The sequence below is a fragment of the Streptomyces sp. NPDC058274 genome, assembly GCF_042881375.1.
Classification (GTDB): domain Bacteria; phylum Actinomycetota; class Actinomycetes; order Streptomycetales; family Streptomycetaceae; genus Streptomyces.
Window position 1 is genome coordinate 94,007 of the sequence record NZ_JBHVXW010000009.1, and the last position, 19,172, is coordinate 113,178.

Consider the following 19,172-nt stretch of genomic DNA (forward strand, 5'->3'; position numbering starts at 1 on the left):
ACCGACTCAGCCCTTGTCCGGTCCGTACGCCGTCATGAAGCGGTCGCGGAACTTGTCCATGCCCCACCTCGGGGCGTCCTTGGCCGGCTTCAGGCCGTCCGTCCAGCCCCAGTCGGAGATCTTGTCCAGCACCTTCGGGTCATGCGCGACGACGGTGACCGGCACGTCCTTGCCCGCGTCGCTGCCGGTGACGGTCGGGTTGGGCTGGTGGTCGCCGAGGAAGACCAGCACGGTGTTCTTGTCGCCGTACCGCTCCATGTACTGGATCAGGCTGGTCAGCGAGTACTCGATGGCTCGCCGGTACTCGGTGCGCACGCTCTCCGGGCTCTTCCAGACCTCCTTGGGGTCCTTGCCCTCCTTCTTGATCTGGTCGAAGACCGAGCCGTCGCCCAGGTCGTCCCAGTCGACCGTGCGGGCGATGGGTGCCCACGGGTTGTGGCTGGAGGCCAGGATGATCTCCGCCATCATCGGCTTGCGGTCCTTCTTGCCGTGCTCCAGGCGCTCGAAGGCCTCCAGGCTGAACTGGTCCGGTACGGGCGTCCAGCTGAAGTACGGACCCTGGTAGCCGAGGTGCTCGGAGTCGTAGATGTGGTCGAGGCCGAAGAACTTGCCCTCCGGCCACGCCCGGCGGACGCCCGGCACGATGCCGACCGTGCGCCATGCGCCGGACTTCTGGAAGTAGCTGGTCAGGGTCGCGCGCTTGCTGGAGGTGAGGTTCCGGTAGCGCTGCTGGTTCTTGATCCACAGGCCCGAGAGGAAGGTGGAGTGGGCCAGCCAGCTGCCGGCGCCGGCCACCGGCGACTTCAGCCAGCCGCTCTGCGACGAGAACCCGGCCGCCTTGAGCGAGCTCGTCCCGTCGTCGAGTACGGCGCCGACCTGCTTCGCCATCGCGGGATCCTCGATGGCCGAACGGCCGTAGCTCTCGATGAACGTGAAGAGGACGTCCTTGCCGCGCAGGCCGGTCAGCAGCTGGTCGGGCGGGGTGCCGGCGAAGGCGTCGACGGAGGACTGCTCGGCGAAGACCCGCCCGTCCCGGATGCCGGCGCGCACCTGGTGCGCCCGGTTCTGGAGGATCACGGCGTTGGTCTTGGCGGCGACCGGAACGTCGGTGATCTGCACGCCGAGCGTCACACAGGTGATCCAGGCGGTGCCGAGGACGAGGGTGGTCCGGGCGGCGACGGGCCGGTGACGGGCCATGAGGTCGGTCAGCCGGATCACGGCCAGGGTCACGAGGACGAGCAGCGCCACGATGAGTGCGATGGCCGCGATCACGGCGAGTTTCGCGCCGGTCGGACCCACCGACTCGTTCAGGAAGTCCACCGCGTAGCCGAACAGGATCCAGTCGAGCACCAGGTCGAAGGGCCGGTCCAGTACCGAGTAGAAGCCCATGTCGATGCACTTCAGGACCGCCATCAGACCGAGGCCCGCGCCCGCGACCATCGCCACGACGCGCCGCGGCCGGGGCGGCAGCACCAGCAGCAGACCGGCGAGGAGGACCCCCTCCGCCGGGATACGGAGGAAGGCGCCGAACGTGAGGCGGTCGAGGTGGTTCGGCAGGAGGAGGGCGAACAGCACGAGGGCCCCGGCCAGGACGGTGGTGCCCACGGTCACGCCGCGCGCCGCCTGCGGGTACTTGCGCCGCCAGCCCCACCAGCCCGCCCCTCGGGAGCGCCCGGGGGGCCGCCCGCCCGGAGGATCTTCGGCTGTCGCTTCTTCGGGCTGGTCGTCGGCCGTTCCTGCCTCAGGCCGGTCGTCAGCCGCTCCTGCCTCAGGCCGTTCGTCGGCGGTATCCGTCTCCCGACGCTGTTCGCCGACGTGGGCGGCAGGTGTGTCCTCGACCTCCGCTGTGTTGTCGGCTGCGGTGTTCTCGGCCTCCGCTGTGTCGTCCGCCTCTGTGCTGGGAGCGGCGACGGAACCCCCGTCCGTGTCCGGCTGTCGAGGCGAGCGCGTGGAGTGCGACACGCGAAGGTCCTTCCGTGCGAAGCCCGGTGATGGCGCGGCGGACCGGACCAGGGAGGTCACGGCCGCCACTATCCGTACGGCCGGACTTCACCCGCAGTTCAATCAGCAGGGTCAACCGCGCGCAAAGACTACGCCGGGTCGAGAGCCGGGAGTTTTGCGCCGGGGGTCTTGCGCCGAGCACCGAGCGCCGAGCGCCGAGCACCGAGCGCCGAGCGCCGAGCGCGGGGCGCGGGACGTCAGCGTGCCGTCACTGGGCCGTCACTCGGCAGGAGATCCGCGCTACCGCCCCGCGTCCGCCTCCACTGCCCCGCGTCCGCCGCTACCGCCCCGCGTCCGCCTCCACTGCCCCGCGTCCGCCGCTAGCGCCCCGCGTCCGCCGCTACCGACCGGGCCCACCGGTAATCCGCCTTGCCGCTGGGCGAGCGCTGGATCGTGTCCGTGATCACGAGCTGGCGGGGGATCTTGTAGCCCGCGAGGTGGGAGCGGCAGTGGGTCTGGATGGCCTCCAGGGAGGGCCGGCCCGCGCCGTCGCGCAGTTGCACGACCGCCGCCACGTGGTTGCCCCACTTCTCGTCGGGCACCCCGGCCACCAGTGCGTCGTACACGTCCGGATGCGATTTGAGCGCCTGCTCGACCTCTTCCGGATAGACCTTCTCGCCGCCGGTGTTGATGCACTGGGAACCCCGCCCGAGGACGGTGACGATGCCCTCCTCGTCGACGGTCGCCATGTCGCCCAGCAGGACCCACCGCTCGTCGCCCTTCCGGAAGAAGGTCTCGGCTGTTTTCTTCGGGTCGTTGTAGTAACCCAGCGGCACATGGCCACGCTGGGCGATGCGCCCGGGCTCACCGACGGCGACGGGCTCGTATGTGGCCGGATCGACCACCTGGGTACGGGAGTTGACGCGCAGCCGGAACCCCTTGACCGGTCCCGAGTCCGCCGTCGCCGTACCGTTGAATCCGGACTCCGACGAACCGAAGTTGTTCAGCAGCATCACATGCGGGACGAGCGCCTGGAACTGCTCGCGCACCGTCTCCGACATGATCGCGCCGGACGACGACACGCTGAACAGGGACGAGCAGTCGGTGCCCTTCAGCGGTCCGCCGAGCGCGTCGATCAGTGGCCGCAGCATCGCGTCGCCGACCAGCGACACGCTCGTCACCCGCTCCTTCTCGATCGTCCGCAGCACGTCTTCGGGCACGAACTTGCGGTGGATCACGATCCGCTGGCCGAAGTTGAAGCCGATGAAGGCGGTGAGCGTCGAGGTGCCGTGCATCAGCGGGGGAGTGGGGAAGAAGGTGATGCCGTCGCCGCCGGCCGCCACGCGCTCGGCCAGCTCCTCCGGCTTCTTGACCGGCTCACCGGTCGGTGCGCCGCCGCCAAGGCCGGAGAAGAACAGATCCTCCTGACGCCACATCACGCCCTTGGGCATCCCGGTCGTGCCGCCGGTGTAGATGATGAACTGGTCGTCGGCCGAGCGCGCCGGGAAGCCCCGCCCGGGGGATCCGGCGGCCTCGGCGTCCGCGAAGTCCACGGCGTCCGGCACGACGGCACCGGACGCGGGCGCCCCCACGCGGACGAGGTGCCGCAACGCCGGTGTACGCGGCAGCGCCGCCGCCACCCGGTCCGAGAACTCCGCGTCGAAGACCAGGGCCACCAGATCGGCGTCCCGGTAGAGGTAGACCAACTCCTCTTCGACGTAGCGGTAGTTGACGTTGACCGGCACGATCCGTGCCTTCAGGCAGGCCAGCACCGTCTGGAGGTACTCGACTCCGTTGTAGAGGTGGAGTCCGAGGTGGTCGCCGGGCCGCACGCCGCTGTCGGCCAGATGATGGGCGATACGGTTCGCCGCCGCGTCGAGCTGGGCGTAGGTCAGGCGGCGCTCCGCGCCGGTGCCGGGGTGGTCGATGTACACAAGCGCCTCGCGGTCGGGGACCACGTCGACGACCGACTCGAACAGGTCGGCAAGGTTGTACTCCACCGCTCCTCCTGACCCCGGGCACGCCTGGCATCCATCGGTTCGACGGTCATCAGAGCAAAGCCCGACCCAACTGGGAAGGGCCCGCGCAGAAGAAATCTGACTGTCTGTCAGAAAACCCTTGTACTGGCTCCCCGCCTCCTGCAACCTGTTCTCGTTCCTGAGACGGGAGGACGGCGATGGGCGGGACCGAACACCTCACCGTGCAGCGCGAAGGCGCCACACTGGTACTCACGCTCAACAGGCCCGAGGCGAAGAACGCGCTCTCACTGCCGATGCTGGTCGGACTGCACGACGGCTGGGCCGAGGCCGACGAGGACGACGCGATCCGTTCGATCGTGCTGACCGGCGCGGGCGGAGCGTTCTGCGCCGGGATGGACCTCAAGGCGCTGGCGGGCAACGGCATGGAGGGCGACCAGTACCGGGACCGTATGAAGGCCGATCCCGATCTGCACTGGAAGGCGATGCTCCGCCACCACCGCCCCCGTAAGCCGGTGATCGCCGCGGTGGAGGGGTACTGCGTCGCCGGCGGCACGGAGATCCTGCAGGGCACCGACATCCGGGTGGCCGGCGAGTCGGCGACCTTCGGACTCTTCGAGGTCAGGCGTGGCCTCTTCCCGATCGGCGGCTCGACCGTCCGCCTCCAGCGGCAGATCCCGCGCACCCACGCCCTGGAGATGCTGCTCACCGGCCGCGCGTACACCGCGCGGGAGGCCGCGGGGATCGGGCTGATCGGCCATGTCGTCCCCGACGGGACCGCGCTCGGCAAGGCCCTGGAGATCGCCGAACAGGTCAACGCCTGCGGACCGCTCGCCGTCGAAGCCGTCAAGGCGTCCGTGTACGAGACCGCCGAGATGACCGAGACGGACGGGCTGGCGGCCGAACTGCGGCGCGGCTGGCCGGTCTTCGACACCGCCGACGCCAAGGAGGGCTCCCGGGCCTTCGCCGAGAAACGCCCACCCGTCTACCGGCGCGCCTGACTCGAAGGAGACATCCAGGATGCCCGAAGTCCTCAAAGCCCCCCTCATCGTCGAGTTCCCCTTCACCCGCTCACTGGGCCCCGTGCAGAGCGCCTTCCTCACCGGCCTGCGCGAGCGCGTCGTCCTCGGAGTGCGGACCGCCGACGGCGGCACGCTCGTCCCACCCGTCGAGTACGACCCCGTCACCGCCGAGGAGCTGCGCGACCTCGTCGAAGTCGCCCCCACCGGCACCGTCACCACCTGGGCGTGGAATCACGAACCACGCCGGGGACAGCCCCTGGACACCCCGTTCGCCTGGGTCCTGGTCAAGCTCGACGGCGCCGACACCGCCCTGCTCCACGCGCTCGACGTCCCGGGCCCAGGCGCCGTGCGCACCGGCATGCGTGTCCGGATCCGCTGGGCCGGCGAACGCTCCGGAGCCATCACGGACATCGCCTGCTTCGAGCCGTACGACTACGACGGAGACCCGTTCGAACCCGCCGGGCACGACGGCGTGTTCGACGCCATGGTGACCGGCATCGTCGCCCACGCCCGCCTCGACTACGTCTACGCGCCCGGCCGTTCCCAGTCCGCCTACATCAACTCCCTCTCCGAGCGGCGGACCGTCGGCGAACGCTGCCCCTCCTGCCACAAGGTGTACGTGCCGCCCAAGGGCGCCTGTCCCACGTGTGGCGTCGCCACGGCGGAACACGTCGAGGTGGGTCCCCGGGGCACGCTGACCACGTACTGCATCGTCAACATCAAGGCGAAGAACCTCGACATCGAAGTCCCCTACGTCTACGGGCACATCGCCCTGGACGGCGCCGACCTCGCGCTGCACGGCCGTATCGGCGGCATCCCCTACGACCAGGTGCGCGAGGGACTGCGCGTCGAGCCGGTGTGGACCGAAGGGGGCCGCTACCCCGACCACTACCGGCCGACCGGCGAGCCCGACGCGGACTACGAGACGTACAAGGAGCTGCTGTGACGCGGCAGGCGGACTACGAGTCGTACAAGGAGCTGCTGTGACGCGGCAGGCGGACCACGAGACGCACAAGGAGCTGCTGTGACGCGGGAAGCGGACCACGAGACGCACGAGGAGCTGCTCTGATGCGCGAGATCGCCGTAGTCGCCTTCGGGCAGACCGACCACACGCGCACCAGCGACGAGCTCTCCGAGGTGGAGATGCTCATGCCGGTCCTGCACGACGTGCTCGACCGGACCGGGCTGAAGACCAGTGACATCGGGTTCACCTGCTCCGGCTCCACGGACTACCTCGCGGGACGTGCCTTCTCCTTCACCATGGCGCTCGACGGCGTGGGCGCCTGGCCGCCGATCTCCGAGTCGCACGTGGAGATGGACGGGGCGTGGGCGCTGTACGAGGCGTGGACGAAGCTGCTGACCGGCGACGCCGACACCGCGCTCGTGTACGCCTACGGGAAGTCGTCCCCGGGATCCGTCCGGGACGTCCTGACCCGTCAGCTCGACCCGTACTACGTGGCGCCCCTGTGGCCGGACGCGGTCGCGCTCGCCGCCCTCCAGGCGCAGGCCCTCATCGACGCAGGCGAGGCCGACGAGCCGGCCCTCGCCGGGGTGGCGGACCGCAGCCGCGTGTCGGCGGCCGCCAACACGCATGCCCAGCTGCGCGGTCCGGTGGCGCAGGGCGACTATCTCGTACGGCCCCTGCGGACCGGCGACTGCCCGCCCGTCAGCGACGGGGCGGCCGCCGTGATCCTCGCGGCGGGCGACCGGGCCCGGGAACTGTGCTCGCGGCCCGCGTGGATCCGCGGCATCGACCACCGCATCGAGGCGCACAGCCTGGGCGTGCGCGACCTGACCGACTCGCCCTCCGCGCGACTCGCCGCCGAGCGGGCCGGAGCCTTCGAACGCCCCGTGGACACCGCCGAGTTGCACGCCCCCTTCACCTCGCAGGAGGTGGTCCTGCGCAAGGCGCTGCGCCTCGGCGACGGCGTGGTGGTGAACCCGTCGGGGGGCGCGCTGGCCGCCAACCCCATCATGGCCGCCGGGCTCATCCGCATCGGTGAGGCCGCCGCCCGTATCCACCGGGGCGCCTCCGACCGAGCGCTCGCCCACGCCACGTCCGGGCCCTGCCTCCAGCAGAACCTGGTCGCCGTACTGGAAGGGGATGCCCGATGAGCAAGGAGCCCGTGGCCGTCATAGGCATCGGCCAGACCAAGCACGTGGCCGCCCGGCGGGACGTGTCCATCGCGGGACTGGTCCGTGAGGCAGCTGGGCGGGCCCTTGAAGACGCCGAGTTGACCTGGGCGGACATCGACGCCGTCGTGATCGGCAAGGCGCCCGACTTCTTCGAGGGCGTCATGATGCCCGAGCTGTATCTCGCCGACGCGCTCGGCGCCGTCGGCAAGCCGATGCTCCGGGTCCACACGGCGGGCTCCGTCGGCGGCTCGACGGCGCTGGTCGCCACGAACCTGATCGCCGGCCGCGTGCACGGGACCGTCCTGACCCTGGCCTACGAGAAGCAGTCCGAGTCGAACGCGATGTGGGGTCTGTCCCTGCCGATCCCCTTCACCCAGCCGCTGCTCGCCGGGGCGGGCGGATTCTTCGCGCCGCACATCCGCGCGTACATGAGGCGCACCGGCGCACCCGACACGGTCGGCTCCCTGGTCGCCTACAAGGACCGGCGCAACGCCCTCAAGAACCCGTACGCACACCTCCACGAGCACGACATCACCCTGGAGAAGGTCCAGGCCTCGCCGATGCTGTGGGACCCGGTCCGCTACTCGGAGACCTGCCCGTCCTCGGACGGGGCCTGCGCGATGATCCTCACCGACCGTGCCGGGGCGGCCCGTTCACCCCGGCCGGCCGCGTGGCTGCACGGCGGCGCGATGCGTAGCGAACCCACGCTCTTCGCCGGCAAGGACTTCGTCTCGCCGCAGGCGGGCAAGGACTGCGCGGCCGACGTCTACCGGCAGGCCGGCATCGCCGACCCGCGCCGCGACATCGATGCCGTCGAGATGTACGTCCCGTTCTCCTGGTACGAGCCCATGTGGCTGGAGAACCTCGGCTTCGCCGACGAGGGCGAGGGCTGGAAGCTCACCGAATCCGGTGTCACGGAGCTGGACGGGGACCTGCCCGTCAACATGTCGGGCGGTGTCCTGTCGACCAATCCGATCGGCGCCTCCGGCATGATCCGGTTCGCGGAAGCGGCCCTCCAGGTGCGCGGACAGGCGGGAGAGCACCAGGTGGAAGGGGCCCGCCGGGTACTGGGGCACGCCTACGGCGGCGGATCACAGTTCTTCTCGATGTGGCTGGTCGGGTCCGCTCCGCCCGCCTCCTGAAGCCCTGCCCCTCACGCGGCCTGTCCGCCGCTGGAACCGATCGCTAGGCTGGCGGCGGACGACGAACCGGGAGGAGCACGGACGTGGCCGAAAGCACCATCGAGCAGCACCCGCTCAAGGGCTGGGACAAGCCGGAGCTGGATCTCAGCAACGCCGAGTGGCAGTCCAGCAGCCGAGGACGGGGAGACGTCCAGATCGCTTTTGTCGAGGGCTTCATCGCCATGCGCAACAGCGGCCGCGCGGAGAGCCCTTCCCTGATCTTCACGCCCGCGGAGTGGGGCGCCTTCGTCTCCGGAGCGCGCGAGGGCGAGTTCGATCTGACCTGAGGACGCGTTCGGCCTGTCGGAGCACGCCGAACGCGCCGGGCTTCCGGAGCGCAGGGCGCGCCGGAAGCCGTGGAGAGCTGCCCCTTCCCTGTGGCCAGGGGAGGGGCAGTCGTACTCCGGTGGGAGCGGGCGGCGGCCCCCTGCGCTCAGCCCTGCGTGCTCAGCCCTGCCTGCTCACCCCTCGAAGCCGCCCTCGGCCAGGATCTGCTCGACGCGGGCGCGATGCGCGGCCTCCCACGCGTCGAGGGACTCACCGGCCTCCCCGGCCACCTTCGCCCGGGCGTCCAGGAGCACCTGCTCCTGACGGTCCCGCGGCGTCACGACGATGCCCTCCTCGTCGGCCACCACGATGTCGCCTGCCTGCACTTCCACCCCACCGCACCGGACCGGGACATTGAGCGGCCGCACCGCCGACTTGGTCCCCGGCACGGGAATGACGCCCCGGGCGAAGACGGGAAACCCCAGGGCGCGCACCTCGGCGAGGTCGCGGATCACGCCGTCGGCCACGAACGCGGCGATCCCACGGCGCTGGGCCACGGCACAGACGTTGCCCCCGGCGAGGGCGTAGTCCACGTCGCCGCCGGTCTCGACGACGATGACCGACCCGGGCGCGGCGCGGTGGATGGCCGCGTGCAGCATGAGGTTGTCGCCGGGAGGACAGCGCACGGTGAACGCCGGTCCCGCGACCCGCGGGACCGCCGGCCACAGCGGGCGGATGCCGATGTCCATGACCTGCGTACGGCCCAGTACATCGGCGAGGGTGGTCGGGGAGATGTCCTTGAATCCACTGTTGCCGGCCATGGTCTCCTTCATTCGGGTGGATGGATCTTCCGGTCGAAGTGCCCGGAAGCCGGTGCGTACCGCGCCGCTTGACGGCAATGTGCGGACACGCGACCTCGTGCCCCTCCGGCGGGCGGTGCTTGAGTCAGGCTGGTCCCGGAAGCGGTCGATCAAGATTCCGTGCCGAAGGCGAGGATTCCATGAGCACCCTGCCGGTCATCGCGGCGGTCGACGGATCGGACGACAGCCTGCGCGCCCTGGAGTGGGCGCTCACAGCCGCCCGGCTGCGCGAGGCGCCGTTGCGCGCGGTCCATGTACGGCAGTACGCGGTCTGGGCCCAGCCGGACGCCCTTGCCGGTCCGCCGGACCCTGCCGACGATCCGGTGCTCGACGAGGCGCGGGCGTATCTCGACGGCCGTCCCGGCAAACCGGTGGTCGAATATCTGGGGCTGCCCGACCGCCCGGCGGTGGAGTACGTCGCCATGGTGGGCGCGCCGGCCGCCGTACTGCCCGAACTCGGCTCCTCCGCCCAGCTGTTGGTGCTGGGCTCCCGTGGCCGCGGAGGCTTCGCTGGGCTGGTGCTCGGCTCCAACGGGATGGCCGCGGCCCGTGACGCCGAGTGCCCGGTGGTCGTCGTACCCCGGACCGGGCGCGAGGTGCCGGACTCGCCGCCTGTGGAACCGGGCCCGCGCGTGGTCGTCGGCCTGCACGTGGACAGCCCCGACGAGAAGGCGCTCGCCTTCGCGTTCACCGAGGCGGCCCGCCGCGGGGCGCGTGTCCAGGTGGTCGCCGCCTACCCCTGGCCGGTCCGGACGTGGACGGCGGCGGGCGACTTCGTCCCCGGCACCTTCGACCAGAACGCCGTCGAGGCCGAGACGCGCATCCTCGCCGAGGGCTTCGTCGGACCGCACCAGGAGCGGCATCCCGACCTCCGTGTCGACCTGTACGTGCCACCGGGCGACGCGGCCGGCCACCTCGTCGCCGCCTCGAAGGACGCCGCGCTCGTCGTCGTCGGCCGCCACCGCAGACGACTCCTCGCCCCCGCCCCGCTGATGGGCTCGGTCACCCAGGCCGTCCTGCTGCACGCGGCGAGCCCGGTCGCGGTGGTGCCGCCGAGGCGGGAGGACTGACGAACCGGTCGGCCACCGCGGGACCGCGGACGGCAGGCGCTGAGGCGGCCTGCGATGTCGCCCTACCGCGGACGGTCCGGCTGAGGCGTCCGCGAGGGACGGGCCCGGTCGGCTGAGGCGTCCGAGAGGAACGGGCCCGGTCGGCTGAGCGAGCCCGCGAGGACCGGCTGAGCGCGCCTGCGAGGAGCGGGCCCCGCCGGCTGAGCCGGTCCCGCGAGGGCGGCCCGGCTCGTGGCGTCTTGACGGCGGCGCCCCCACAGCCCGGTACGCGCCCGGGCACGTACCATTGCGGCATGTCCTTCCTCCGCCGCCGCAGCGCCACTCCCGCCGGGCCCGACTTCGACGTCCTGGCCATGGACCCGGGCGACTGGCCGGGCAACCTCGGTGCGGGCCTGCTGCCCGCGCCCGACGGCAGCTGCCAGGGCGTGTTCCTGCGCTATGACCTATTCGGCGGCCGCGGCCCCGCGATGATCATCGGCAACCTTCCGGAGGGCTCGCCGGCTCGCGAGGTCGCCGACGACGAGATCCCGTTCGAGGTGGCCCAGCTGCTCCTGGCGCTGGAGAACGATGAGGAGGTCACGGTCGTCGGGACCGAGGACATGCCGGTGATGCAGGGGGACAACCTCCTGATCGTGCGCCGCCTCAAGCTCTCCGAGAGCCGCATCTCCTGCGTCCAGTTCGACCGCAGTGACAACGTCCTGGTGACCATCGCCGCCTGGGACCGCCCCATCACCGACGATCTGTACGCGCTGCTGAAGCCGCTTCCCGCGGAGCTTTTCCAGCAGGGCTGATCGCACCCGTACCGACCCCTTCCTGAACCCGCCCCCTGCCTCGGGGGCGGGTTGTCTTGTCATGCCCCTTGTCGCTCGGTCATCGGACCATTACGGTCCGAAAGCATGTCGCATGAGATATCTCGAAGAAGCACGCTGAAGACCGCACTCGGCGGAGCGGGCGGCGCGGCACTGGGCGCAGAACTATTCGCCGGACCCGCTGAGGCAGCTGATTCCTCCGACGTATCGCGGCCGGCGGAATCCTTGAAGGCGACCTCTCCCGTGATCTGGTACACGGCACCCGCCGCCGACTGGGAGCGCGAGGCACTGCCCCTGGGCAGCGGCGCACTCGGCGTGATGGTGTTCGGCACCCTCGCCTCCGAGCGGCTTCAGTTCAACGAGAAGACCCTGTGGACCGGCGGTCCCGGTTCGGCCCAGGGCTACGACTTCGGCAACTGGCGCGCACCCCGCCCCGGCGCGATCGCCGCCGTACAGGAGGAGATCGACACCGAGACCAGGATCGGCCCCGAAGCCGTCGCGGGCAGACTGGGCCAGCCCCGCGTCGGGTTCGGTGCCTACCAGACCTTCGGCGACCTCCACCTCGATGTGCCGGGCGCCCCGACGACGACCCCCGACTCCTACCGCCGCGCCCTGGACCTGGGGGAAGCGGTCGCCACCGTCACGTACACCCACGAACAGGCGGGCCACCAAAGGGAGTTCTTCGTCTCCCACGCCGACCATGTGATCGTCGGCCGGCTCGCCGCCGGCCGGCCGGGCGCCGTCACCTGCACCGTGCGCTACACCTCGCCCCGCACCGACTTCACGGCCACCTCGGCCGGCGAGCGGATCACCGTACGCGGTGAACTCGCCGACAACGGGATGGCGTTCGAGGCGCAGCTCCGCGTGGGGCACCGGGGCGGCTCTCTCACCGCGAACGCCGACGGCACACTGACCGTCACCGGCGCCGACAGCGCCTGGTTCGTGCTGGCCGCGGGCACCGACTACGCCGACACCTACCCCGACTACCGCGGCGACGACCCGCACGCGAAGGTGACGAAGGCCGTCGACGACGCGTTCGGCAAGGGGTACGCGACCCTGCGTGCGCGCCATGTCGCCGACCACCGCGCCCTGTTCGACCGGGTCGCGCTCGACATCCGGGCGGCCGTCCCCGACGTGTCCACGGACCGGCTCCTCGCCGGGTACACCGACGGCGCGAGCGCCACGGACCGTGCGCTGGAAGCACTCTTCTTCCAGTACGGCCGCTATCTCCTCATCGCCTCCTCGCGTCCCGGCTCCCTGCCCGCCAACCTCCAGGGCGTCTGGAACCAGAGCACCTCACCTCCGTGGTCCGCCGACTACCACGTCAACATCAACCTCCAGATGAACTACTGGCTCGCCGAGGCCGCCAACCTCGCCGAGACCACCGCTCCCTACGACCGCTTCGTGGAAGCCATGCGCGCACCCGGCCGGCGCACGGCCAAGGAGATGTTCGGCTCCCGCGGCTGGGTCGTGCACAACGAGACCAACCCCTACGGCTTCACAGGCGTACACAACTGGGCCACCTCCTTCTGGTTCCCGGAGGCCGCCGCCTGGCTGACCACACAGCTCTACGAGCACTACCGGTTCGGTGGCTCCACCGACTATCTGCGCACCACCGCCTATCCGGCGATGAAGGAGGCCGCCGAGTTCTGGCTCGACAACCTGCGCACCGACCCGCGTGACGGAACCCTCGTCGTCACCCCCAGCTACTCGCCCGAGCACGGCGACTTCACGGCCGGCGCGGCGATGTCGCAGCAGATCGTGCACGACCTGTTCACCAACACCCTTGAGGCGGCCCGGATCCTGGGCGACGCTCCGGAGTTTCGCGAGCAACTCGCCGCCACGCTCGCCAAGTTGGATCCGGGCCTGCGCATCGGTTCCTGGGGCCAGCTCCAGGAGTGGAAGGCCGACCTGGACGGTCCGACCGACGATCACCGGCATGTCTCGCATCTCTTCGGCCTGCACCCGGGCCGGCAGATCGAGCCCGGCAGCCGCTGGGCGGACGCCGCGAAGGTCTCCCTGACAGCACGCGGCGACGGCGGCACCGGCTGGTCGAAGGCCTGGAAGATCAACTTCTGGGCGCGGCTGCGCGACGGCGACCACGCGCACAAGATGCTCGGCGAACAGCTCAAGTCCTCGACCCTGCCCAACCTCTGGGACACCCACCCGCCGTTCCAGATCGACGGCAACTTCGGTGCCACGTCCGGGGTCGTCGAGATGCTGCTCCAGAGCCAGTACGACGTCATCGAGGTGCTGCCGGCCCTGCCTTCGTCCTGGCCGGACGGCTCCGTCCGCGGCCTGCGCGCCCGAGGCGGAGCCACGGTCGACATCGACTGGGTGGCCGGCCGCCCCACCCGCATCACCCTGACCGCGTCCCGTACGCGTGAACTCACCGTGCGAAGTGGACTGTTGAGAGGCGGCGAAGTCAAGTTCAAGGCGGTCGCGGGCCGCCGGTACACGTGGGGTACGAAGACGGGAGCGAGCTGAGGCACGGGAGGCCCCGGCGGGGTTGATCTCGCCGGGGTGGGCCTCCGTGCGATGCCCGTCTCGGGCGGATCCTTGAGCGGCGACGCGATCTCGCCCACGCATGCACGGCACAGCTCTCGCGGCTGCCGTGCGTACCCCGTCAATGCAGGAAGGTCCGGGTCTGCCCCCCTCCCGCAGACCCGGACCTTCGTGTGTGACGCCCCTACGAGGCCGAGGGGACGACCCGTACATCTGCCGCGCGCACGAACGCCACGCGGTGGCCGAACTGGATCTCGTAGTACTGGTCCGTGCCGATCACGACCTTGTGCGGTGCCGTGTCGAAGGTCGGGGCGTAGAAGTACTCGCCCGCCACCTTGCCGCCGACCGCGTAACGCTGGCCTTCGAGCAGCTTGTACGGCAGCGGGGAGACCGCCTGGACGGGAACTCCCGCCGGGTAGGCCTCCTTCTCCGGGTAGGCGCGTCCGTAGACGGGGACCTCCGTGAGGCCGGCCTTGGGCGTGGCCACCAGGCCGGACGCGCTGACCGCCGTGGGCTGCTTCTTCGGGTTCTCGAACCAGGCCTTCTGGCCCAGGTACCAGATCGCCGTCCAGTCGCCGTCACGGCCCGCCACCGCGTACCGCTGGCCGGTGGAGACGCGTGAGCCCACGTCGTTCACATCGATCGTCGAGTCGTCACCCTTGGGACGCAGACCGATGTCCTTGATCAGGGGCGAGGTCTCGTCCGGCTGGGAGTAGAGGCGCACCTCGCTGGAACCGTGGGCCGCGCAGGGCTGGCCCTTGGTGACGCAGCCCGTGTACACCGGCTGGTTCTCGCCGAACTCCGGCAGCACGGTCACGAGCCCGCTGCCCGCCTTCGCCGTGCGGTGGAACGGGTGTCCCAGCAGCGTGAAGTAGTGCTGCCAGTCCCAGTACGGGCCCGGGTCGGTGTGCATCCCGGGAATCGTGGACGTCGTCGGACCCGGCACGTTGTCGTGCCCGAGGATGTGCTGCCGGTCCAGCGGGATGCCGTACTTCTTGGCGAGGTACTTCACCAGACGCGCCGACGACCGGTACATCGCCTCCGTGTACCAGGCGTCAGGGGAGGCGAGGAACCCCTCGTGCTCCAGACCGACCGACCGCGCGTTGATGTCCCAGTTGCCCGCGTGCCAGGCCACGTCCTTGGCCTTCACATGCTGGGCGATGTGCCCGTCGGTCGAGCGCAGGGTGTAGTTCCAGGACACGTAGGTCGGGTCCTGGACCATCTTGAGGACACCGTCCCAGGTGCCCTCGGTGTCATGGATGACGATGTACTTGATGCTCTGGGACGCCGGCCGGTCGCCGAGGTCGTGATTGCCGTAGTCGCCCTCGCCGAACTCCTCGTACGGCGCGGGGATCCACTCGCACGACACGGTCCTCGGGCATTCCGTCCCGTCGGCCGAGACCGCACGCAGCCCCGCGCGCTTCAGCTGCGCGGTGGCGGGCCGCAGGCCCGGGTCGGCGGCCAGGGTCACGTTCTGGCCCGCGTCGGTGGTGCGCCGCTCGCCGTCGCGGATCACGTCGAACACGTCGTTCGCGTACGTCGCCGCGGTCGCGCTGTCGTCCGCACCCGAGAAGCGCGCCACCGCTCCGTACCAGTCGGCGGGGTCGGCGCTCAGGGGTTCGCCGAGGTCCTGCTGGGCGGCGGCGAGAAGCGCGGCGCCGCCCTCCACGTTGGCGGCCGCGTCCGTGCGCAACCGCTCGGCGGGCAGGTCCGTCAGCTGGGCTGCCTTCGTCAACGTCTTGAGCCGGGCAGGGAGTTGGGAGGTCTCGGGCACTTTGGTGTCGGGCAGAAGGGTCGCCCGTGAGCTGTCGCCGCGGGCGTCCTCCGTACCCTCGGAGTGGTGCGGTGCCTCGGCGATCGCCGTCCGGGCGTCGGTGAGGTGCATCGGCCCGTAGCCGCCCGAGACACTCGGTGCTCCGGCGTGTGTGTCCCAGCGGGACTGGAGGTAGGACACGCCGAGGAGAACGCTCTGCGGTACGTGGTACTCGGCGGCCGCGGTGGCGAAGGCGCTCTGCAGTCCTTTGGAGGCGGACTGCTCGGCGGAGTCGGACGGGGCGACGCCCAGCAACGGCAGCAGCAGGGCCGCCGAGGCGACGGCCACCGCCGTGCCGCGTGCGCGTCTGTGCCCGACAGTGGCCTCGGGGGCGGTGATGGATCCTCGCAATGCAGCCTCCTGGGACGGTCGAGCGCGGTGGGGCGTGCGGGGCCGAACGTGGGTCAGTCGTATCGGCTCACCGACGATCCGTCAATCATGCCCAGGGCAAGACGATTTCCCATGTCAGCGACGGTCCAACGGGTTTTCGTGGCGGTGGTGGGTCGGCCTGCGAGGCGTCAGTGGTCTGCACCATTGAGCCGGTCGGGTGAGCGCGCCGAACATACGCACGGGACGGCGGCGTTCCGCGGGCCCGGACCGGGGGTCGCGACAACGTCGAGGCGTGTAGCCATCGCGGCTCCGGTACGACGAAGGTCCGCGGTGCGCCCACTCCCGGGCGCACCGCGGACCTTCGTCCCCGTCAGCGAGTGCCGACCGCCGCTCGAACAGCCCGGCGGGCCATCTGGCAGTCGTCGTGCAGCCGCCGCAGCAGCAGCCGCTGTTCCTCGCCGGACGGCGCAGCACCCGGGTGGGCCGGTCCCGGTGCCGCCGGGGTCGTGTCGTGCATCGAGCGCTGCACGGCCGTCTCGTACGTACGGATCTCGCGGGTCAGTACCAGCATCAGATTGACCAGGAAGGCATCGCGAGCCGCGGGTCCTGCCGACTGCGCGAGCTGACTGATCTGGCGTCGGGCCACGGGAGCGTCACCGAGGACCGCCCACAGCGTCGCCAGGTCGTATCCGGGCAGGTACCAGCCCGCGTGCTCCCAGTCCACCAGCACTGGACCGGCCGGTGACAGGAGCATGTTCGACAACAGGGCGTCGCCGTGACAGAACTGGCCCATTCCCTGCCGTCCCGCCGAGTGCGCGATGCCGTGCACCAGCTTCTGCAGATCACCCATGTCCCGGTCCGTGAGCAGACCCAGCTCATGGAAGCGGGAGATCCGCTCCGCGTAGTCCAGCGGGGCGTCGAACGTCCCCGCCGGCGGCCGCCAGGCGTTCAGGCGGCAGATCGCACCCAGAGCCGCTCGGATGTCCGCGCGGGGCGGGGCCTCGGCCGGGTGCCGCTGCAGCGCGGCGACCCGTCCCGGCATCCGTTCGATCACCAGGGTGCAGTTGTCCGGGTCCGCCGCGATCAGCCGGGGCACCCGGACCGGCGGCCGATGCCGCACGAACGAGCGGTAGGCAGCTATTTCATGCCGGACCCGCTCGGCCCAGATCGGCGAGTGGTCCAGTAAACACTTGGCGACGGCGGTGCTGCGCCCTGTCGTACCGACAAGGAGCACGGAGCGTCCGCTGCGGCGCAGTACCTGCACCGGAGCGAACTCCGGGCAGATCCGGTGCACCGACGCGAGCGCCGTGCGCAGCTGCGCCCCCTGAGGGCCGGACAAGTCGAGTCTCCCGCTGAGCGGTTGGGTGCCGAGCCCCGGGGGGCGCCGTGTCCTGCCGGCGCCGAGCATGGGGGCCGCCGCCTGGCGCGCGGGGTCGAGGTAAGGGCCGCTGCCCGCCGGGCGGGAGTGGAGCGACCGGGGCGGAGCGGACACGGAGGACGATGCTGCGTACATGGGCGAGACAGATCCCTTCGTGTGCCTGCAAGTTGCCGCGCTACCCGCCCCGGTTGCCCTGGTGCACCCTGGGGAGTGTCCGTGGGGCAAACCGGGTCGGGGTGGCGCGTTCCTACCTGACACCCGTTGCCCACTGGCACACCATCTGGCGCACCCTGGCGAACCCTGGCGAATAGTCGCTCAGCAACTGACAGGCGGTTACTGTCGAAATCAGCCGAGAACCTGGGGGCTTGACGTGAACGGACAACCCAACACTCGTCTTTCGGACCTGTTCGGCCTGGCCGGCTGGTCCAAGGGCGAACTCGCGAGGATGGTCAACCGGCAGGCGGCGGCCATGGGCCACCCCCAGCTGGCGACCGACACCTCACGGGTGCGGCGCTGGATCGACATGGGAGAGATCCCGCGCGATCCGGTACCGCGAGTGCTGGCGGCGCTGTTCACCGAGCGACTCGGCCGTGTCGTGACCATTGAGGATCTTGGCCTGGTCCGGCACGGGCGCGTGGGGAAGCGGCAAGGCGACGGGAATGCGGAACATCCCGACGGAGTGCCATGGGCGCCCGACCGGACGGCTGCGGTCCTCACCGAATTCACGGGAATGGACCTCATGCTCAACCGACGCGGCTTGGTGGGCGCGGGTGCCGCGCTCGCCGCGGGATCCGCACTCAACAGTGCCATGCACGACTGGCTGCACACCGATCCGGTCCTCGCGGCCGACGCCCCGGACACCGACAATCCCCTGCACGCCGACCCCGCTGGGTTCGACCGTTACGAGGCCGCCCCCATCGGGTCGCAGGAGATCGAGGAACTGGAGCGCTCGGTCGAGGTGTTCCGGGCCTGGGACGCGGCACGTGGCGGCGGGCTGCAGCGCAAGGCTGTGGTGGGCCAGCTCAACGAAGTAGGGGGCATGCTCTCCTACCGGCACCCCGACCATCTGCAGCGGCGCCTGTGGGGCGTCGCCGCCAACCTGGCCGTCCTCGCGGGCTGGATGTCGCACGACGTCGGCCTGGAGCCCACGGCTCAGAAGTACTTCATCATCGCCGCCCACGCAGCCCGTGAGGGCGGCGACCGGCCCCGTGCCGGCGAGGCGCTCTCCCGAGCGGCCCGCCAGATGGTGCACCTGGGCCGGCCCGACGACGCACTCGACCTCATGAAGCTCGCCAAGTCGGGCTCCGGCGAGACGGTGCTGCCCCGCACCCAGGCGATGCTCTACACCATCGAGGCCTGGGCGCAGGCCGCGATGGGCAAGGGCCAGGCCATGCGGCGCACGCTCGGCGAGGCGGAGGACCTGTTCGTCTCCGACCGCGGCGACGTGCCCCCGCCGAGCTGGATGCAGTTGTTCGACGAGGCGGACATGCACGGCATGCAGGCCCTGGCGTATCGCACCCTCGCCGAGCACGAGCCGTCGGCGGCCGCCACCGCACAGCGTCATGCGAAGGAGGCGCTCAAGCTGCGCGAGAAGGGCCGGGACCGGTCGAAGATCTTCGACCACATCTCCCTGGCGTCGGCCTGCTTCATCGCCGACGACCCGGAACAGGCCGACCGGTACGCGCGTCTCGCTCTGACGTCGATGGGGTCCAACTCCTCGCACCGTACGTGGGACCGACTGCGCGAGATGTACCGGCTGACCGGGCAGTACTCCAGCTATCCGAAGATCCACGAGCTGCGTGAGGAGATCGAAATGGCGCTTCCCAAGGGCTCGTTGAAGCCCAAGGGCGGCGGTAACACCGCGCGGGCCTGAGGTCCGCCGAC

Annotated in this window: 14 protein-coding genes; 9 read left to right on the forward strand and 5 right to left on the reverse strand. The window is 70.7% G+C overall.

Going from position 1 to position 19,172, the window contains the following annotated elements:
• Positions 1–6: 6 nt before the first annotated feature.
• Both ACFVYF_RS19785 and ACFVYF_RS19790 read right to left on the reverse strand, forming a co-directional pair.
• Positions 7–1,962 carry a sulfatase gene (locus ACFVYF_RS19785; protein WP_389456943.1) on the reverse strand — a complete coding sequence of 652 codons (1,956 nt, stop codon included), beginning with the start codon at positions 1,960–1,962 and terminating at the stop codon, positions 7–9.
• Positions 1,963–2,321: 359 nt separating this feature from the next.
• Positions 2,322–3,941 carry an acyl-CoA synthetase gene (locus ACFVYF_RS19790; protein ID WP_389456945.1) on the reverse strand — a complete coding sequence of 540 codons (1,620 nt, stop codon included), beginning with the start codon at positions 3,939–3,941 and terminating at the stop codon, positions 2,322–2,324.
• A gap of 176 nt (positions 3,942–4,117) precedes the next feature.
• On the opposite strand from ACFVYF_RS19790, the gene ACFVYF_RS19795 reads away from it, so the two are divergent.
• The 5 genes from ACFVYF_RS19795 to ACFVYF_RS19815 all read left to right on the forward strand — a co-directional run bounded on the left by ACFVYF_RS19795 (position 4,118) and on the right by ACFVYF_RS19815 (position 8,543).
• Positions 4,118–4,918 (forward strand): crotonase/enoyl-CoA hydratase family protein, encoded by an 801-nt coding sequence (locus ACFVYF_RS19795; protein ID WP_389456947.1) that lies wholly within the window; start codon positions 4,118–4,120, stop codon positions 4,916–4,918.
• A 19-nt stretch (positions 4,919–4,937) separates the two neighbouring features.
• Positions 4,938–5,885: a Zn-ribbon domain-containing OB-fold protein gene (locus ACFVYF_RS19800; protein WP_389456949.1), complete on the forward strand. Its 948-nt coding sequence runs from the start codon at positions 4,938–4,940 to the stop codon at positions 5,883–5,885.
• 122 nt (positions 5,886–6,007) lie between these two features.
• On the forward strand, positions 6,008–7,054 hold the full coding sequence (locus ACFVYF_RS19805) for a thiolase domain-containing protein (RefSeq protein ID WP_389456951.1): 1,047 nt from the start codon (positions 6,008–6,010) through the stop codon (positions 7,052–7,054).
• On the forward strand, positions 7,051–8,217 hold the full coding sequence (locus ACFVYF_RS19810) for a thiolase domain-containing protein (RefSeq protein ID WP_389456952.1): 1,167 nt from the start codon (positions 7,051–7,053) through the stop codon (positions 8,215–8,217). The genes ACFVYF_RS19805 and ACFVYF_RS19810 overlap by 4 nt, the downstream gene beginning before the upstream one ends.
• An 83-nt stretch (positions 8,218–8,300) precedes the next feature.
• Positions 8,301–8,543 carry a DUF397 domain-containing protein gene (locus ACFVYF_RS19815; protein WP_383274778.1) on the forward strand — a complete coding sequence of 81 codons (243 nt, stop codon included), beginning with the start codon at positions 8,301–8,303 and terminating at the stop codon, positions 8,541–8,543.
• Between the two features lie 174 nt (positions 8,544–8,717).
• Here the strand turns inward: ACFVYF_RS19815 and ACFVYF_RS19820 are convergent, their stop codons facing one another.
• Positions 8,718–9,344 (reverse strand): RraA family protein, encoded by a 627-nt coding sequence (locus tag ACFVYF_RS19820; RefSeq protein ID WP_389456954.1) that lies wholly within the window; start codon positions 9,342–9,344, stop codon positions 8,718–8,720.
• Positions 9,345–9,523: 179 nt separating this feature from the next.
• On the opposite strand from ACFVYF_RS19820, the gene ACFVYF_RS19825 reads away from it, so the two are divergent.
• From ACFVYF_RS19825 to ACFVYF_RS19835, 3 genes are all read left to right on the forward strand, one after another.
• Complete coding sequence (locus tag ACFVYF_RS19825) at positions 9,524–10,453, forward strand: universal stress protein (protein ID WP_389456956.1); 930 nt, start codon at positions 9,524–9,526, stop codon at positions 10,451–10,453.
• A gap of 293 nt (positions 10,454–10,746) precedes the next feature.
• Positions 10,747–11,244 (forward strand): hypothetical protein, encoded by a 498-nt coding sequence (locus tag ACFVYF_RS19830; protein WP_383274769.1) that lies wholly within the window; start codon positions 10,747–10,749, stop codon positions 11,242–11,244.
• Positions 11,245–11,505: 261 nt separating this feature from the next.
• Positions 11,506–13,749 (forward strand): glycoside hydrolase N-terminal domain-containing protein, encoded by a 2,244-nt coding sequence (locus ACFVYF_RS19835; RefSeq protein ID WP_389456958.1) that lies wholly within the window; start codon positions 11,506–11,508, stop codon positions 13,747–13,749.
• A 202-nt stretch (positions 13,750–13,951) separates the two neighbouring features.
• On the opposite strand, the gene ACFVYF_RS19840 is transcribed toward ACFVYF_RS19835, so the two are convergent.
• Both ACFVYF_RS19840 and ACFVYF_RS19845 read right to left on the reverse strand, forming a co-directional pair.
• Entirely contained in the window at positions 13,952–15,931 is a 1,980-nt protein-coding gene (locus tag ACFVYF_RS19840; protein WP_389456960.1) for an N-acetylmuramoyl-L-alanine amidase, read from the reverse strand.
• Between the two features lie 349 nt (positions 15,932–16,280).
• Entirely contained in the window at positions 16,281–17,423 is a 1,143-nt protein-coding gene (locus tag ACFVYF_RS19845) for an aminoglycoside phosphotransferase family protein (RefSeq protein WP_389456962.1), read from the reverse strand.
• 235 nt (positions 17,424–17,658) lie between these two features.
• On the opposite strand from ACFVYF_RS19845, the gene ACFVYF_RS19850 reads away from it, so the two are divergent.
• Positions 17,659–19,161 (forward strand): hypothetical protein, encoded by a 1,503-nt coding sequence (locus ACFVYF_RS19850; RefSeq protein ID WP_389456964.1) that lies wholly within the window; start codon positions 17,659–17,661, stop codon positions 19,159–19,161.
• The last annotated feature ends 11 nt before the right edge of the window (positions 19,162–19,172 follow it).

Bases quoted from the DNA above. Each gene is read 5' to 3' on its own strand.
- ACFVYF_RS19795 (WP_389456947.1), top strand. From the start codon at position 4,118: ATGGGCGGGACCGAACACCTCACCGTGCAGCGCGAAGGCGCCACACTG.
- ACFVYF_RS19800 (WP_389456949.1), top strand. From the start codon at position 4,938: ATGCCCGAAGTCCTCAAAGCCCCCCTCATCGTCGAGTTCCCCTTCACC.
- ACFVYF_RS19805 (WP_389456951.1), top strand. From the start codon at position 6,008: ATGCGCGAGATCGCCGTAGTCGCCTTCGGGCAGACCGACCACACGCGC.
- ACFVYF_RS19810 (WP_389456952.1), top strand. From the start codon at position 7,051: ATGAGCAAGGAGCCCGTGGCCGTCATAGGCATCGGCCAGACCAAGCAC.
- ACFVYF_RS19820 (WP_389456954.1), bottom strand. From the start codon at position 9,344: ATGGCCGGCAACAGTGGATTCAAGGACATCTCCCCGACCACCCTCGCC.
- ACFVYF_RS19825 (WP_389456956.1), top strand. From the start codon at position 9,524: ATGAGCACCCTGCCGGTCATCGCGGCGGTCGACGGATCGGACGACAGC.
- ACFVYF_RS19830 (WP_383274769.1), top strand. From the start codon at position 10,747: ATGTCCTTCCTCCGCCGCCGCAGCGCCACTCCCGCCGGGCCCGACTTC.
- ACFVYF_RS19845 (WP_389456962.1), bottom strand. From the start codon at position 17,423: ATGTACGCAGCATCGTCCTCCGTGTCCGCTCCGCCCCGGTCGCTCCAC.